This window comes from Hymenobacter terrigena (genome assembly GCF_054776515.1).
In genome coordinates this window covers 913294-930007 of record NZ_BAAHBU010000001.1, presented here as the reverse complement: position 1 = coordinate 930007, position 16714 = coordinate 913294, and the positions used below count along the sequence as shown (strand labels likewise).

At 62.1% G+C, this 16714-nt stretch carries 14 protein-coding genes; 9 read left to right on the top strand and 5 right to left on the bottom strand.

Features of this window, described 5'->3' with window-relative positions; all coding sequences use genetic code 11:
- Positions 1-2: 2 nt before the first annotated feature.
- The 7 genes from ACYU7Q_RS03710 to ACYU7Q_RS03680 all read left to right on the top strand — a co-directional run bounded on the left by ACYU7Q_RS03710 (position 3) and on the right by ACYU7Q_RS03680 (position 6836).
- Entirely contained in the window at positions 3-1424 is a 1422-nt protein-coding gene (locus tag ACYU7Q_RS03710; protein WP_460608087.1) for a sugar transferase, read from the top strand.
- A 201-nt stretch (positions 1425-1625) separates the two neighbouring features.
- The gene (gene mnmA, locus ACYU7Q_RS03705) at positions 1626-2786 is read left to right on the top strand and encodes an MnmA/TRMU family protein (protein WP_460608086.1); all 1161 of its coding nucleotides are present in this window, start codon (positions 1626-1628) and stop codon (positions 2784-2786) included.
- Between the two features lie 32 nt (positions 2787-2818).
- The gene (locus ACYU7Q_RS03700) at positions 2819-3637 is read left to right on the top strand and encodes a hypothetical protein (RefSeq protein WP_460608085.1); all 819 of its coding nucleotides are present in this window, start codon (positions 2819-2821) and stop codon (positions 3635-3637) included.
- A 44-nt stretch (positions 3638-3681) separates the two neighbouring features.
- Complete coding sequence (locus ACYU7Q_RS03695) at positions 3682-5379, top strand: S8 family serine peptidase (protein WP_460608084.1); 1698 nt, start codon at positions 3682-3684, stop codon at positions 5377-5379.
- A gap of 142 nt (positions 5380-5521) precedes the next feature.
- Positions 5522-5845, top strand: coding sequence for a hypothetical protein (locus tag ACYU7Q_RS03690; RefSeq protein WP_460608083.1), 324 nt, complete (start codon positions 5522-5524; stop codon positions 5843-5845).
- Between the two features lie 135 nt (positions 5846-5980).
- Complete coding sequence (locus tag ACYU7Q_RS03685; RefSeq protein WP_460608082.1) at positions 5981-6571, top strand: riboflavin synthase; 591 nt, start codon at positions 5981-5983, stop codon at positions 6569-6571.
- A gap of 64 nt (positions 6572-6635) precedes the next feature.
- A complete protein-coding gene (locus tag ACYU7Q_RS03680) occupies positions 6636-6836 on the top strand; it encodes a hypothetical protein (RefSeq protein WP_460608081.1) in 201 nt (66 codons plus the stop codon).
- 116 nt (positions 6837-6952) lie between these two features.
- Here ACYU7Q_RS03680 and ACYU7Q_RS03675 read toward each other — a convergent pair whose 3' ends face one another.
- Both ACYU7Q_RS03675 and hemF read right to left on the bottom strand, forming a co-directional pair.
- Positions 6953-7531 (bottom strand): phosphatase PAP2 family protein, encoded by a 579-nt coding sequence (locus ACYU7Q_RS03675; protein ID WP_460608080.1) that lies wholly within the window; start codon positions 7529-7531, stop codon positions 6953-6955.
- Complete coding sequence (gene hemF, locus ACYU7Q_RS03670) at positions 7524-8441, bottom strand: oxygen-dependent coproporphyrinogen-III oxidase (RefSeq protein WP_460608079.1); 918 nt, start codon at positions 8439-8441, stop codon at positions 7524-7526. The genes ACYU7Q_RS03675 and hemF overlap by 8 nt, the downstream gene beginning before the upstream one ends.
- Before the next feature lie 154 nt (positions 8442-8595).
- Here hemF and ACYU7Q_RS03665 point away from each other — a divergent pair, with 154 nt between their 5' ends.
- On the top strand, positions 8596-10788 hold the full coding sequence (locus ACYU7Q_RS03665; RefSeq protein ID WP_460608078.1) for an alpha-ketoacid dehydrogenase subunit alpha/beta: 2193 nt from the start codon (positions 8596-8598) through the stop codon (positions 10786-10788).
- Between the two features lie 75 nt (positions 10789-10863).
- On the opposite strand, the gene tamL is transcribed toward ACYU7Q_RS03665, so the two are convergent.
- Positions 10864-13539 (bottom strand): translocation and assembly module lipoprotein TamL, encoded by a 2676-nt coding sequence (gene tamL / locus ACYU7Q_RS03660; RefSeq protein ID WP_460608077.1) that lies wholly within the window; start codon positions 13537-13539, stop codon positions 10864-10866.
- Between tamL and ACYU7Q_RS03655 the strand changes: the two genes are divergently transcribed.
- Complete coding sequence (locus tag ACYU7Q_RS03655; protein WP_460608076.1) at positions 13530-14288, top strand: RNA methyltransferase; 759 nt, start codon at positions 13530-13532, stop codon at positions 14286-14288. The genes tamL and ACYU7Q_RS03655 overlap by 10 nt on opposite strands.
- Before the next feature lie 187 nt (positions 14289-14475).
- On the opposite strand, the gene ACYU7Q_RS03650 is transcribed toward ACYU7Q_RS03655, so the two are convergent.
- A complete protein-coding gene (locus ACYU7Q_RS03650; RefSeq protein ID WP_460608075.1) occupies positions 14476-15618 on the bottom strand; it encodes a porin family protein in 1143 nt (380 codons plus the stop codon).
- Positions 15619-15642: 24 nt separating this feature from the next.
- Positions 15643-16707: a hypothetical protein gene (locus ACYU7Q_RS03645; RefSeq protein ID WP_460608074.1), complete on the bottom strand. Its 1065-nt coding sequence runs from the start codon at positions 16705-16707 to the stop codon at positions 15643-15645.
- Between the last annotated feature and the right edge of the window lie 7 nt (positions 16708-16714).

Genomic DNA, 16714 nt, shown 5'->3' with positions numbered 1-16714 from the left:
TTTTGCAGTTAATTCGTCGCTTTCAATATATCAAGCTGGTGGCCGCCGATTTCGGCGCGGCGCTGGTTGCCTGGATGTGTTTTTACCTCGTGCGCAAATATTTGCTCAACGAGCTGACCGGCTATCACTTCACCGAAGGCGTGCTGTTCGACCTCACCGGGTCGGCCGTGTTCATTGCCATATTCTGGACCGTGCTCTACACATTGGTAGGCGAGTACCGCGACATCTACCGCAAGTCGCGCCTTGGCGAAATCCTGCGGCTGGCGCGCGTGGCTATGCTGGGTGCGGTGGTCATCTTCTTTACCCTGCTGCTCGATGACCAGGGCGTGGTGAACTATCGGGCTTATTACAAGACGTTTACGGCATACTATCTGTTGCATTTCTTTATCACGGCCATTTTGCGCACCGTGGCCGTGAGCAGTGTGCAGCGCCAGATTCGCCAGCAGCGGATTTTCTTCCCCACGCTGCTGGTTGGTTCCAATGCGCTGGCCTTGAATACATTTCATGAGCTCTCGCGTACCAGCCGGCACCTGGGGCTGCGTCTGGTGGGCTTTGCGCCCGTGGGCGATACCATTGACCCTGACCTGGCCACCGAGCTGCCCGCGCGGGGCTCCTACCAGCGCCTGCCGGCCCTGGTGCGCGCCCTCAAAATTGAGCAGGTCGTCATCGCCATCGAACCTAGCGAACACCTCCTCATCCAGGACATTCTGGCCCTGCTGGAAGGCACGCCGGCCCGCGTCAGCATCCTGCCCGACCTCTACCAAATGCTGCTGGGCTCGGTGAAAGTCAACCACTTATTCGGTACCCCGCTCATCGAAATCAAGCAGGACCTGATGCCCGTGTGGCAGGTGATGCTCAAGCGGATTATCGACGTGGTGGGCTCGGCGCTGTTCCTGCTGCTGGCCAGTTGGGTTTACGCCTTCACGGCCGTGATGGTGAAATTGTCGTCGCCCGGCCCGGTGTTTTACCGGCAGGAGCGCATCGGGCGCGACGGCCACCCGTTCCGCATCATCAAGTTCCGGTCGATGTTCATCGACGCCGAGAAAATGGGCCCGGCCCTGAGCTCCGACCACGACCCGCGCATCACCAAGTGGGGCCGCTTCATGCGCAAGGTGCGCCTCGACGAGCTGCCCCAGTTCTGGAACGTGCTCAAGGGCGAGATGAGCATCGTGGGGCCGCGCCCGGAGCGCCAGTTTTTCATCGACCAGATTGTAAGAATCGCGCCCCACTACCGCCACCTGCACCGCGTGCGGCCGGGCCTCACCTCGCTGGGCCAGGTGAAATATGGCTACGCCGAAACCGTGGCCCAGATGGTAGAACGGCTCAAATTCGACATTCTCTACATCGAGAACATGAGCCTGGCGATGGATTTTCGGGTGCTGCTCTACACGCTGAAAATCATTGTGGAAGGCCGGGGGAAGTAGGTAGCGCCTGTCATCTGTCAAAACCAGACCCTTTCTTTCACCAGAAAGCCCCGGTACTGCGCAGTGCCAGGGCTTTTCGCATCGTTGGACTGGTTGTTGAGAACGGACGGATTGCTGGGACGTGCCTCCTCGCAATGACAGGCGCTACCTTTGTGGTTGCCGGCCGGAACCATTCAAGCTCCGGGTGAATTGCAACCCACTATGAATACCGAAGTAAAAGGAAGAGTCCTCGTCGCCATGAGCGGCGGAATTGATAGCAGTGTAGCCGCCGTGCTCCTGCACGAACAAGGCTACGAAGTGGTCGGGATGACCATGAAAACCTGGGACTACGCCAGCGCCGGCGGCTCCAAAAAGGAAACCGGCTGCTGCTCGCTCGACAGCATCAACGACGCCCGCGACATTGCCGTGCAGCTCGGCTTCCCGCACTACATCATTGATATCCGCGACGAGTTTGGCGACTTCGTGATTGATAATTTCACCGACGAATACCTCGCCGGCCGCACGCCCAACCCCTGCGTGCTCTGCAATACGCACATCAAGTGGGATGCCCTGCTGCGCCGCGCCGACCAACTGGGCTGCCAGTACATTGCCACGGGCCACTACGCCAACATCCGCAAGGACGAAGAAACCGGCCGCTTCGTGGTGAGCAAGGGCCTCGACGAAAACAAAGACCAAAGCTATGCTCTCTGGGGCGTGAGCCAGGAGAGCCTGAGCCGCACGCTGTTCCCGCTGGGCGGCATGCGCAAAACCGAGATTTATGACGAAGCCCGCCGGCGCGGTTTCACCGAGTTGGTGAACAAGCCCGAGAGCTACGAAATCTGCTTTATCCCCGACAACGATTACCGGGGCTTCCTGCGCCGCCGCGTGCCGGGCCTGGAAGCGCGCGTGGCCGGCGGCAACTTCGTGACCAAAAACGGCCGCGTCATCGGCAAGCACGAGGGCTACCCGTTCTACACCATCGGGCAGCGCAAAGGGCTGGGCGTGGCGCTGGGCTACCCGGCGTTCGTCCTCGAAATCCGCCCCGATACCAACGAAGTAGTGCTGGGTAACTACGATGAGCTGGCCAGCACGGCCACCGTGGTGGGCAAACTCAACATGGGCAAAGAAGCCAGCCTGGCCGGCCGCGGCCTGGTGCCGGCCGTGGTGAAGGTGCGCTACAACCACGACGGTTCGCCCGCGTTTCTGGAAGAAGTGGACGGCAAAATCCGCGTGTATTTCGAGGAGCCCGTGCACGCCATTACGCCCGGCCAGGCAGCCGTGTTCTACGACGGCCCGGACGTGCTGGGCGGCGGCTGGATTGAGCGCCACGTAATCGGCGAATTTCCCTTACCTTTTGCTGCTACAGCCACGGCTGAGCAATAATTCCTTTCCAAATAACCCGCTGCGCACTACTCATGCAACGAATTCAGCTTTCCTGTAATTTACCGGTGACTACCCGCCGGATAGGCCTGGCCCTGGCAGCGGGTGCGCTGGCAATCGGCTTTGCCGGCTGCAAAGAAAACACGGTAGAAGTCCTGCCCGATGCCGGCCTGAGCTACTACCCGGTGGCCGTGGGCAATTACTGGATTTATGCCGTGTCCGACACTACCTGGAGTACGGCCAGCGGCCAAGGTAGCCAGGTAACGCCCAGCGTACCCACGGCCAGCGCCTTTCAGTTCCGGGAAACCATCGCGAGCACCTTCACCGACGCGGCCGGCAAAACCGCCTACCGGCTGGTGCGCTCAAAGCGCCTGACGGCCAACGACCCCTGGGTCGACGACAGCGTATTTACCCTGAGCCCCACGGCGCAGTCGGTGATTCTCAACCGCAACAACCTGCGCACGCTGGAGCTGATTTTTCCGGTGCGCGAAGGTCGCCTGTGGAATTTCAACGCTTACAATAACAACTCCGCCGACACTGTAACGGCCGAAACCCGCCGCTACCGCCGCGTGGGGGAGCCATTCAGCACCACCGTCGGTGGCACCACCAAAGCCTACCCGGCCACCGTGAGCACCACCAACGAAGGCACGGCGCAGGAAGACGATGCCTACTACGTGAAAACCTATCAACAGGTATTTGCGAAGGGGGTGGGGCCGGTGTTCCGGCGCAAGCGCCGCTTCTCCAACTTCTACTACATTAACAACTCCACTGGAGGCAGTGTCGTTTTCGTCCCCAAGTCGTACACTTTCGGCTATTCACGCCGCGAAACCCTGATTGACTACAAAGTGAATTAGGCAAACTGCCGCTGATTTTATTCCCTTAGCTGTTCCCGCAACCTATGGTGCCTTCTTCGTTCAAATGGGTGAGCCTGGCCCTGGTGGCCGGCGCGCTGAATGCCCTGTCGGCCGCTCCGGCCGCGGCGCAGGGCACCGTGCGCCGGCATCTGGTGTATTTTCGGGATAAAGCCGGCACGCCGTTTTCGGTGGCGCAGCCGCAGGCATTTCTGTCGGCCAGGGCGCTGGCGCGGCGCAGCCGGCAGGGCATCGCCGTGCTCCCGCGCGACCTGCCCGTGAATCCTGCCTACGTGGCCCAGATTCGGGCCGTGAGCGGTGGGCCGCAGGTGCTGTACACATCGCGCTGGTTCAATGCCGCCGTCGTCTCCTGCGATTCCCTCACGCTGGGCCGCATTATGGCCTTGCCCAAGGTGAGCCGCGCCAGCACCCTCAACCGGAGCGCCCGCGTGCCGGGCCCTTTTACGCCTCCCACTCAACTGCCCGAGCCCGCCGCCCGAACTACGACGGCCACGCGTGCCCAGTATGGCCCGGCCTACCGCCAGAACCAACAGATTGGCGCCTTGGCCATGCACGACGCCGGCTTCCGGGGCGATGGCATGCAGATAGCCGTGTTCGACGCGGGCTTTCCCGGTGCCGACCAGATTTCGGCCCTGCAGCCCTTGTTTCTGGAGCAGCGCCTGGCCAGCACCCGCAACTTCGTGGATGGCGGGACCAGCGTGTACGGCCGCAGCGACCACGGCACCAATTGCCTGTCGACGATGGCGGCCAACCAGCCAGGATTCTTTATTGGCACCGCACCCAAAGCCACGTTCCACCTGTGCATCACGGAAGACGTGTATTCGGAGCATCCCATCGAAGAAGCCAACTGGCTGGCCGCGGCCGAATACGCCGATTCGGTGGGGGTAGATGTTATCAGCTCCTCGCTGGGCTACACGGATTTCGATGTGCCGTCCATTTCCTACACGTATGCGGACATGACCGGCCGTAACGCCATCAGCTCGCGCGCCGCCACCATGGCCGCCCGCGTGGGGATGCTGGTGGTCAGTGCCGCCGGCAACGAGGGCAACCACGCTTGGCATTACATCTCGGCCCCCGCCGATGCTGATTCCATCATGACCGTTGGGGCGGTGGACTCGCTGGGGAACCACGCCTTTTTCAGCTCCTACGGCCCCGCCGCTGATGGTCGCATCAAGCCCACGTTGTCGGCCATGGGGCTGGCTACAGCGGTACTCTCGCCCAATGGCGGTGCTTTCCGGGGCAACGGTACCTCATTTGCCTGCCCCGTGCTGGCGGGCATGGCGGCCGGTTTCTGGCAGGCCAATCCCACGCTCACGGCCCAGCAGGTGATTTTGGCCCTGCGCAGCACCGCTACCCAGGCCACTGCTCCCGACAATACGCTCGGCTATGGCATTCCGAACTTCGTGACGGCTTACAATGCGCTGCATCCCAGTGCCCCGCTGGCCACCGCTTCCTCAGCGGCCAGTGTCGATGATGCCCTGAGCCTTTACCCGAACCCCACCGGCAGCGGCCCGCTCACGCTAGTGCTGCCGGCCGTGCTGCGCGGCCAGCCCCTGCGCGTGCGCGTGCTGGATGTTCGTGGTGCGGTGGTGGCGCAGCGGCAGCTTCCTGCCGCCGCTGGCGAAGAAGCGCCGCTCCATCTCGGACTGCTGGCCAAGGGTACCTACACCTGCGAAGTAAGTGCCGGCAAGACCCGCCGTACGGTGAAATTTGTGCAGCAATAAGCAGGTTTTCAGCCACTAAAAAAAGGTGCTTAACGGCACCTTTTTTATGTGATTATTTTGGGATATCAGCTTGTTTTTGAGTGCGATAATTCGTAATTTTAAAGCATCAATTAATCTCTTTTATTGCAGTAGAATGTTGCAAATGATGACGACCAAGCGCATCGGGCGCCGCCAGTTTCACTTTACCGTGCAAGGCAATAACTTTCACGAAACCGTGTCCGAATACGAGCGTTTGAGCTTCGCCGATGTAACGGCCTGTGGCATCTGTGGGTCCGATAATCTGGACCTGACCAGCCGCGTGGCCCAGGGCAAGTTCAAGTACACCTCGGTGCGCTGCCTGGAGTGCCGGGCCGACGTGACCTTCGGCAAGCGGGAGGACGACGACCAGACCGTGTTCCTGCGCAAGAAAGCCGGTGGGCTGCCCGGCGAGCTCGACTGGCGCCCCTTCGAGAAGGGCGACAAATAACGGTTGCCTATAACCCCGGCCCGTGCCAGCTGGTTATTACCGGAACGGCTCTACCACGCGGTAGAGCCGTTCTTTGCATTTATGGCGTAGCACCACGCCTGTGCAAAATTCAAATAATCTGCTAATCCGCAATTCATGTTTACTGGAATCATTGAAGCCCTGGGTACCATCATCGCCGTTGAAGACCAGGGCAGTAACCGTCACTTTACCGTGGCTTCGCCCTTCGCGGCCGAGCTGAAAATCGACCAGAGCGTGGCCCACGACGGCGTGTGCCTGACCGTGGTGGCCGTGGATGCGGCGGCCGGCACGCACGTGGTAACGGCAATTGATGAAACCATGCGCGTGACCAACCTGAGCCAGTGGCAGCCCGGCCGCCTCGTGAATCTGGAGCGCTGCCTGGCCGCCAACGGCCGCTTCGACGGCCACATCGTGCAGGGCCATGTTGACGCCACGGCTACCTGCCTGAGCGTGACTGACCAGGACGGCTCCTGGTTATTCCGGTTCGGGCACGAAGCTGGTCCCGGCCGCCTGACCGTGGAGAAAGGCTCTATTTGCGTGAATGGCACCAGCCTGACCTGCTTCGAGAGCACCGATTCGGGCTTCACGGTGGCCATTATCCCTTATACCTATGAGCACACCAGCTTCCAGCAATTGAAGGCCGGTGAAACGGTGAATCTGGAGTTTGACATCGTGGGAAAATACGTCGCGAAGCTGCTCGGTAAATAATCCGACAACCTGGCCATACTGTGTGCGTAGGATGCAGATACCTCCACGTAACTCCTTTGTCACCATGTCGAAACGTGAATTAAATGAGCCGAACCCGGGCGATAAGCGCTACATCCGCCGGAATGAAAAGGGTGAGATAGAGCACTCTGTTGAACTGCACCGCTCGCTCTCGCAAGATGACCAGCACAATTCCAAGAAGACCAGCAAGCCCGGCCAAGGCGACAAAGGCGATGGCCATACCGGCAACCGCAAACCGGCCAAATAATCAGTCGAAAAAGCCCCGCTGTTTATATAGTGGGGCTTTTTTGTGCCTCAACCGTTGGTAGGGCAGCTGTTCGCTATTGCCGAGGCACCGATTCAACTGGCTCATAGCAGAAAAAACTACGCCTGCACGGGCCACCAGCGCGGTGCCCAGCGCCGAAAAGCCACTGCTGCCAGCCAGCCCATGAGCGCACCTACCGCGGCCCCGCCGAGTACGTCGGTGGGGTAGTGCGCGCCGAGATAGACGCGGCTGTAGGATAGCAACAGAAACCAGGCGAATACCCCGATTTTGAGCCCGCGAAAACGACCCGGCGGCAGCACCAGGGCTAAAAAAACGGCCAGTGCCATGGAATTGGCGGCGTGTGAGGACAGGAAGCCGAACTGCCCGCCGCAGCCATCCGGCAGGTACAGCAAATGGTCCAGCGAGACATCGTGGCAGGGTCGGGGCCGCCCGAAAAACGGCTTGAATAGCCGGCTGGTGATGCTGTCGGCCAGGCCCACGGCGGCAATTACGAGTGGCAGCAGCAGGGCTGCGCGCCAGCGAAAATGATATATCAGCCAGCCGATGAGCACGGCGTAGACCGGAAACCAAACCAGGCGATTGGAGGCAAAAATCATTACCGCATCCAGCAGCGGGCTGTGGGCGTGGTTGACGGCCAGCAGCAACTGCCGGTCAAGCTGTTGGATGGACTCAAGCATCGGCCAGCCAATCTACGCCTTTGCGGAGCCAGGCCAGGGTGCTGGCCTCCGGCGTGCCGGGAGCGGGCGGGGCGGGGTTGTAGGCCCAGCCGGTGCGTGGGGGCAGGCTCATGAGGATGGACTCGGTGCGGCCGCCGGTTTCGAGGCCGAAGCGGGTGCCGCGGTCGAAAGCCAGGTTGAACTCGGCGTAGCGGGCGCGGCGCTGGCTTTGCCAGGCTTCTTCGCGCTCGGTGAAGGGCAGGGCGTGGTTTTCGGCCATGAGCTGGGTGTAGAACGGGCCGAATAGCTCGGCTACGTCGCGCATGAAGGCGAATAATTCCTCGGCGTTGCCGTCCTTCCCTACGGTCAGTCTATCGTAGAAAATACCGCCCACGCCCCGCGTCTCCAGTCGGTGCGGGAGGTAAAAGTAATCATCGGCCCAGCGTGTAAACTTGGGGTAGTAGGCCGGGTTGTGGCGGTCGCACACGGCTTTGAGCTGCGCGTGAAAGCGGCGGGCCTGGGGTTCATCCACGTAAATGGGGGTCAAATCAATACCGCCACCAAACCAGGCTTCGCCGTTGCCGGCCTCGAAATAGCGCACGTTCATGTGGATAATGGGCAAGCGCGGGCTGCGCGGGTGCAGCACCACGCTCACGCCGGTGGCGTAGAAATGCGGGTCGGGCATGTGCAGCTGCCGGGCGGCGGCCTCGCTCATCGAGCCCCACACGGCCGAAAAACCAACCCCCCCTTTTTCGAGAATAGCGCCCTGCTCCAGCACTTTGGAACGGCCACCGCCGCCGCCTTCGCGCTGCCAGGCATCGGTGAGGAAGGTGGCCGGGCCGCCATCGGCGGTTTCAAGCTGTTGGCAGAGACGAAGCTGAAAATCAGCCAGCCAGGTTTCAATTTCGGGGCGAATGGTGGGGGAGGACATGCGGGGAGTGGGCAATTGACAGTGAGCAGTTAATCGTGACCAGACAGCAGTTTTACTTCCAAAAGTGCCTTGGTCACGGCCAACTGTTACCGGCGCAAAGATACGGACGAGGGCGCGGGGCGTACTTTTGCAGTCTCACCCCGCCCAGCCCCCGATGTCCGATTTTGCTGCTCCCGCCGCCTCCGATACCACTGACTTCGCCAACCCCCGCGTAGCCGCCGCTGCGGCCGCCGCCGCCGAGGCCTTCACCACGCCCGCCACCGCCGCGCCCGCGCCCGATGCCAACCTGCTGCGCCGCACTTACCGCCTGATGCACACGGCCGCCGAAATGGCCACCCTTTACGAAGAAGAAAAGGCCACTGCCTCGCGCTACGTGCATGCCACCGCCCGCGGCCATGAGGCCGTGCAGCTGGCCGCTGCCTTCCTGCTCAATGGCAACGACTACGCCGCGCCTTACTACCGCGACGACGCCATGCTGCTGGGTCTGGACCTGCGCCCGTATGAACTCATGCTCCAGTTGCTGGCCAAGGCCGACGACCCGTTCAGCGGCGGACGCACCTATTATTCGCACCCCTCGCTGCGGCGGGCGGGCATCCCGGTTATTCCGCACCAAAGCTCGGCCACGGGCATGCAGGCCATTCCGGCCACGGGCATGGCCCACGCCATCAGCTACTTCGAAAAACAGGGGCTGACGATTGAATCACTGAATAAATCGGCGGGCTGGCTCGCCGAGAAGCCGTTGGTGTTGTGCTCCATCGGCGATGGGGCCATGACGGAGGGTGAGGTGGCGGAAGCCCTGCAAATGGCCATTCTGCACCAGCTGCCCATCGTGTACCTGGTGCAGGACAACGACTGGGGCATCTCGGCCACCGGCCGCGAGATGCGCGCCATGAATGCTTACGAATTCGCGGCCGGCTTTCCCGGCCTGCGCCGGATGCAGGTGGACGGGGCCGATTTTGAGTCATCGCACACCGGGTTGGACGAGGCGTTTGCCCACGTGCGCGCCCGGCGCGGGCCGGTATTGGTACATGCCAAATGCCCGCTGCTGGGCCACCACACCAGCGGCGTGCGCCGCGAGTGGTACCGCTCCGATTTGGCCGCGCATCAGGCGCAGGACCCGCTGCCGCGCCTGCACCAGCGCCTGCTGGCCCTGGGCGTGGACGAAGCCGCCCTGGCCGCCCTGCAAGCCGAAGCCCGCGCCACCGTGCGCGCCGACTGGGCCGAAGCCCTGGCCGCGCCCAATCCCGACCCGGCCACCTTCGCTGACCATGAATTTGCCCCACCCGCCATCACCGAGGAAGCCGGCGAGCGCAGCCCCGCCGGCGCCGAAAAAGCCCTGATGGTGGACGCCGCCCTGCACGCGGTAGACGATATTTTGCAGGAATTCCCGGAGGCGCTGTTCTATGGACAGGACGTGGGCGGCGAACTGGGCGGCGTGTTCCGCGAGGCGGCGCTGCTGGCCAAGAAGTACGGCGATGCGCGGGTGTTCAACACACCCATTCAGGAGGCCTACATTGTGGGCAGTACGGCGGGCATGGCGGCCGTGGGCGCGCGGCCCATCGTCGAAATTCAGTTTGCCGACTACATCTGGCCGGCGCTGAACCAGTTGGTGGAAGAGCTCAGCAAATCCTGCTACCTCACGATGGGCAAGTTCCCGATTCCAGCCCTCATCCGCGTGCCGATTGGGGCGTATGGTGGGGGCGGCCCCTACCATTCGGGCTCCATTGAAAGCACGCTGCTCACCATTCGGGGCATTAAAGTGGTGTACCCGAGCAATGCGGCCGATATGAAAGGCCTCATGCGCGCTGCCTTTCTCGACCCCAACCCGGTGGTGATGCTGGAGCACAAAGGCTTGTACTGGAGCAAGGTGGCCGGTACCGAAGACGCCAAAACCGTGGAGCCGGCGGCGGGCTACGTCATTCCGCTGGGCGTGGCTGCCATTGCGCAGGCCGCTGACGAGGAGCAGCTGCGCCGGGGCAATACCGCGCTGGTCGTGACCTACGGCATGGGCGTGCACTGGGCCAAAGCCGCCAGCCGCGACTTCCCCGGCCAAATCGAAATCCTCGACTTGCGCACCCTCAACCCGATTGATTTTGATGCGGTGACGGCCGCCACCCGCCGCCACGGCAAGGTGCTCGTCCTCACCGAAGAGCCGCTGATGAACAGCTTCGCCGAAAGCCTCGCTGGGCGCATACAGCGCCACTGCTTCACGGCACTGGATGCGCCGGTATTCACCCTCGGCGCGGCCAACCTGCCTGCCATTGCCCTGAATGTAGAACTGGAAAAGCAGATGCTCCCGAGCGCGGCCAAAGTGGCCACTGCACTGGGCGAGCTGCTGGGATATTAGCCAAGTCAGCTAAAAAAAAGCCCCTCATGCTGCGACTAAGCATGAGGGGCTTTTTTGTTCTGTCAAACCGCAAGTTTAGAACGGATACCCGATGCCCAGGTTGAAAGAAATGGGGTTGGCGCTGGTGTCGAAGTTGCGCAGGGCCCATTTATCAGCAGAAGTAGGCGCGGTGGGGTCGTAGATTTTGGTGGCGATGTCGAGGCGCAGAATCAGGAACGTGAAATCGAAGCGCAGGCCGAAACCCGAGCCCACGGCAATCTGCTGGTAGAATGAATTCAGCTTAAACTGCGCGCCCGGGCGGAGGTATTCGCCGGTCACCGGGTCCTTCTTCTCCTGCAGCCCCCACACGTTGCCGAAATCGGTGAACAGCGCCCCCTTGAAGAAGCTATAAATCGGGAAGCGGTACTCGGCGCTACCTTCCAGCAGCAGCTCGCCCGGCTGCTCGGTGAGGTAGTCGCGCACGGGCTGGCCGTTGCTCAGGCGCGTGGGCGTGAAACCGCCCGGCCCCAGGCGGCGCGGCTGCCAGGCCCGCAGGCTGGTGGAGCCACCGGCAAAAAACGACTTGTCGTAGGGCACAATGTATTGCGGGTCGTTTTCGGGTGTAGTAGGGTCGTCGGTTTTGGTGAGGGCGTGCACCGCGCCGCCGTTGAGGCGCCACACAAAATACGTTTGGGGTGTGAGGCGGTAGTAGCGGCGGTAATCGGCGCTGATGCGGGCAAAGTCGTACACGCTCAGATTAGTTTGGCTGTAGAGTGCATCGCGGTAGAGGCCGCGCGTGAGGCCCCCGATTTCAGCAAAAAGGCGCAGGTAATAGGCGTTGCGGGTTTCGTTGAAATCGTTGGAATTGTAGAGAGAGGTAAAGCTGAAGCTGGGCTCGACTTGTTTGCTGAATGAGCGGTACAGCGACGAGCCTTCCGTTTGCTGTAGTCGCAGCAGGCGAGCTTTGAAGGAGTCGCTGCTAAACGGCGTATTTACCAGTGTGATAACGACCGGCGAGAAAACGTACTGGTGAAACGGCGAGCGCTGCCAGATGTAGTCCCAGGCAAACTCGAAGTTGGACCGGATGTATTCCGGGCGCTTCACATAGGTTTCGGAGAGCGAGAAGCGGGTTTTGGGGTTGTAGCGCGTCAGGAAATAATTGGTGCGGAAGGGCACCAGAAACTGCGGCAGCACCAGCGCCGCCGTAGCCCCTAGCTGCGTGGTGTACACGTTATCCGTCGTGTTGTCGGTGGCTACCCGCGTGAGTTGCCCCTCAAAGCCGGCTCTTACACCAAATTCCAGCACTTCGGCCCCGCCAAAAGGGTTACGGGTTTTTAGGCGGTAGTTCAGGAACGGGCCGGGCAGGTAGGCCACGTAGGTGGCGCCCACTTCTACGGTCTGCGAGAATTTGGGCGCGGGCGAAGCGTTGATGACGGCCACGAGTTGGCCGGTGGTGGGGTGGTGGCCGGCGCTGTCGGCGGTGGGCGGGTCGGGCACCTTGCGGTAGTTCACGGTATTGAACCGGAACATGTCCAGGTCGGCCAGCAGGCGCTGGGTTTGCAGGGTGTTGGTCAGGCTGTAGTGCTGCTCGGGCCGCACCAGCACCTTATTGGCCAGTAGTCCGGTGCTGAATTTTTGCTGGTAAGCCGCAAAGCGAACCGAATCCGTAACCACCGTATCCGTGCGCACGCCCAGGCTGGGGCGGGCGCGCAGCGCGCCGGGCGTGCCCACCCGCCGCAGGGTGTCGCCGGAGGCGCTGCGCAGGGTGCGGCCCACGCCGGCATCGGTGATGAAACGGACCTGGCGCAGCGTGTACACGCGGTGGCCCTGGTTCGGGCCAGGGTTGGCGATGAAAGTGCGCAGCCGCACCGTGAACTTCTCGTAGCTGGTGTCGGCTTCGAGGGTGATGTACTGCTGGCGGAAATCGAAGTAGCCCGCGTTTTTGATGAGGGTTTCGAGGCGGGTACGCTCCTGGCCAATCAGTTCCTCGTTGTAGCGGTCGTTTTCGTGCAGCAAGGTGGCCGGCTGGCCCCGGCGCACCACCGCCGCCACCCCCGAATCGGGAATGCTGGGGGCCTGCAGGCGGTAGAGAAAGGGTTGGCCCTCCTTAATATGATAGGTCACCGTTACGCGGCGGTACTGCTTGGCCGCGTCCAGCGAGTCGGGCTTGCCGGGAATGACCGAGCCCACGGCCTTCAGCAACCGAAACGCGATGCTCCGGTGGTAGCGGGCCGTGTCGGTAGCCGACACCCGCGCCCGGAAAAAGCCCTGCGACCGCAGAAAAGTCGTCATCTGCTCCACCGATTTGCGCGTCAGGGCCGAGTCGTAGATAACCGGCGGTTCGCCCAGGCGCATGATGGCGTTGCCCTTGTCGAGAGCCAGCTGTTTGCGCTTGGTTTTGCGCTCGCGCTGCGCAATTAGCTTGCCCAGCTGGGCTGAGTCGGTGCCAGCGGCTTTTATTTTGGCCGCGTAAGTCGTTTCAATAGCGCGCAGCTTGTTTTTGATGCGCACCGAATCATAAAAATTGAAGCCCAAGTGGTAGATGGCCAGCTTGGGCGGCAGCTTGGTGTTGGGCTTTTGCTGGGCCAGCGCGGTGAGGCGTTCTTTGTCGGCCTGTTCGATGCCCTTGATTTCGACGCGGCTGAGCAGGCGCTGCTTGGGCCGCAGCAGGCCAAACGGCGAGCACGCTGCCAGCCCCAGCAGCACGAGCAGCGGCCCGAGCCGGTGCGCAGGCCGTAGTTTTGGCGAATAAGTAAAGCGTAATGGTTTCAAAAGCACTTGGCAAATACGTGCAGTCGCTGCACCAGAAGAAGTACCGGCACCGCCACGGGGCGTTCTTGGTGGAAGGGGGCAAAAGCGTGTTGGAGCTGCTAAGTTCCGACCTGGAAGTTGAACACGTGCTGGCCACGGCCGAATTCATCGACCAAAACCGTGCCTACCTGCCCGCCCGGCTGCCGCTCAGTGCCGCCACCGAAACCGAACTCACCCAGCTCGGTACGCTGGCCACCAATACCACCGCCCTGGCCGTGGTGCGACTGCCCGCCGAAACCCCGCTGCCCCTAACGCTGCCCGAAACCGGTTTGTTGCTCGCCCTCGACGAAGTGCGCGACCCCGGCAACCTCGGCACCCTGCTGCGCCTGGCCGACTGGTACGGCCTGCCCGGCGTGGTCCTCAGCCCCGGCTGCGCCGATGCGTACGCCCCCAAAACCGTGGCCGCCAGCATGGGGGCCTTTGCCCGCGTGCGCGTCTGGGAGCGCGACCTCGCGGAATGGTTGCCCACGCTGGCGGCCACGGTGGGCATCTTCGGGGCCGATTTGGAAGGTGACAACGTACACCGCCTCGCCCTGCGCCCCGCCGGCGTGCTCGTGATGGGCTCGGAATCGCACGGCCTGACGCCCGCCGTGGGGGCGGCCCTCACGCGGCGGTTGCACATTCCGCGCGGGGCCGGGGGCCAGGCCGAGAGCCTGAACGTGGCCATTTCGGCGGCCATTCTGCTGGATAATTTCTTTCGAAATCAGTGAGGCAGTAGAGGGACATTGCAAGCGCAGCGAAGCAAAATGTCCTGTCAAACTATGGATGCACTACGATGAAAAGCCCCGGCACTGCGCAGTGCCGGGGCTTTTCATCGTAGTGAGCTTGGCACTAAGAAGCTGGATTTGTGCGGAATTTCATTTGCCGTGTTCCGTTGCACTCTACTTGGAATGATGGTTAGTTAATTCCAATAATTCGCAGGCCAAAGCTCAGTACCTGCGTGTCCGGGCCGGCGTTGGCTTTGAACAGGCTGTTCATGTTGTATTTGCCGAAGAACTCCAAGCCGCGGTAGCCGATGGTACCCTGCAAGCCATACTGGAAGTTTTCCATGTTGTAGCTGCCGTCCTCTTTGTCCTTGTAGGTGGTGCCTTCGGAGGTGTATTTCAGCTTGGTCCAGGACTTGATACGGTAGCCCACAAAGCCCCCCGCGCCGATGGTAAAGGTGGGCTTGTAGTGCGTGTCGCGCAGCTGCAGGCGCAGCATGAGGGGCAGGTTGACGCTGGACGTGGCCAGCTTGGTTTTCTGGTACTGATGGCCGTTGGTTTCGTGCACCACGCTGGTGCGGCCGTTCTCGTTCACCCACTTATTGTTGCCGCTGAGCATGTAGTTGTTGAAGGCAAACTCGGGGCCGACGGTCAGGCTCACGGGGCTGCGCTTGCTGCCGAGGCGGGCGTCCCAGCTCAGGCCGATGTTGACGTAGCGCGAGCCCTCGGTGCGCAGGTCCACCGTCGATTGCCCGGCAGTCGCTTTCTGATTAACCAGCGCGTTCAGGCCCAGGTCGAAAATCAGGTGCGATTTGGTGCTGTGTTTCTCAATCTCCTTCAGGCGGGTCGAGTCGCGGTGGGCCTGGCGCTGCTCCTTGGTCTTCACGTCGACCGTGTTGTAGGACTTGTTGCCCTTTTCATCGGTGCTCACCGTGATGCCGAAGGCTTTGTTCAGCACCACGTCGACGCGGTTGGTATTCGCTTCTTTTTTGCGAGTGGTGATGCGGATTTGCTCGGGCAGGTTTTTGCCGGGCTGGTCCTTGTCGGGGTAAAATTGCAGGGTCACCTGATTCGTGCTTGAGCTTTGAGCTGCTTTTTCAGCCTGGGTGATGTAGCTGGCCAAACGCGACGTAAGGGAATCGAGCTGGTAATTTTTCATTTGGCGCAGCTGAGCCGCGTCGCGCACCACCAGTGTGAGGGTGGCTTGGTTGGGCAGGCGCACCACAATGGTGTCTTTAAAGGCAGCGGTATTGGCCGTGAGGGCCGTGGCGCGGGCCACGTTCAGCCCGCCCAGCGTCGTCATCAGCAGAAAAAAGGAGAGAAAAGCGCGTTGCATGGTTTCTAACGAGAAGAGGGTGAATTACAATTGAATAGATTTTGTGACCTGGTGGCCGGCCACGGTGGCCTGAATGGTCACGTTTTCGGGCAGGCCCGCAACTTCGGCCAGGCTCACCCGCTCGCCCCGCACCAGCTGGCCGCCCATGTGGAGGAGGCGGCCGCCCAGCCGCCGACGCTCGGCCGGCTCGGGGCTGGCGGCCAGGGCCGAAATCACAGACCGGGCAGACCGGGCGGGGGCTTCCCCGTTGCGCACCTCCACCGTGATAAGCCCGGGGGCGGGTACCAGGCGGGCGGGGTCGATTACCGTCGCGGGCGCTGGAGTGGTTGGGTTGGCGGCTACCACCGGGGCCGGCCGTTGCTCGTCAGCAGCGGAGGAATGAGCCGGGGCGGGCGTTGTCGTGCGGGCCGCGAGGGCGGGCGAAGGGGCGGCCGCGTCCGGCTGCCGGGTGCTTCCCAGCGGGTGGCGCGGCGACGGCCGCTCGGCCAACTTCCTGGCCTTTGGTGTGGTAGATGCGAAGGCCAAAGAGTGGGTTGCCTGAGCTGTCGTATTTTTTTGAGCGGAGGTAGAAATTGAGCTTTCGGTAGCTGCTGGGGCATTATTTGCGGCTAAGACTTCTTCCGAAACTGATGCGGCAGCAACTGGATTGGCTGCGATGGGAGCCGTAGCGGCGTTGGGCACGGCCGCACCTACTGTAGGCTTAGTAGTAGCGGTTTTTGTGCCGTTGCCTTTCTGAATAGCTACTTCGCTCCCGCCCACATTTCGGGCGGGAAAGCCCAGCCAGAGGCCAGCCCCGCCGGCCAGCAGCAGGATGAGCACGGCGGCGGCCATGGCCATGGGCCACCACGCGGCGGCGCGGCGCTGGCGGGGGCGCAGGTGCTCGTCTTCGAGGCGCTCCCAGAGCTCGCGGCGCGGGGGCGTGGCGTGGGTGCTGAGGCCTTTTTGAAACAGCGCATCGAGGCGCGGGTCGTGGGCTTCGGGCTGGGGGGCGCTGGATTGCAGGCGCGCCCAGAGGTCGTCGCCGGGGGGCGTTTCGTGGCCGTCGAGCTGGCGGCGGAATAAATCGTCAATATTATCTTCGGGAAGCATGGTTCTA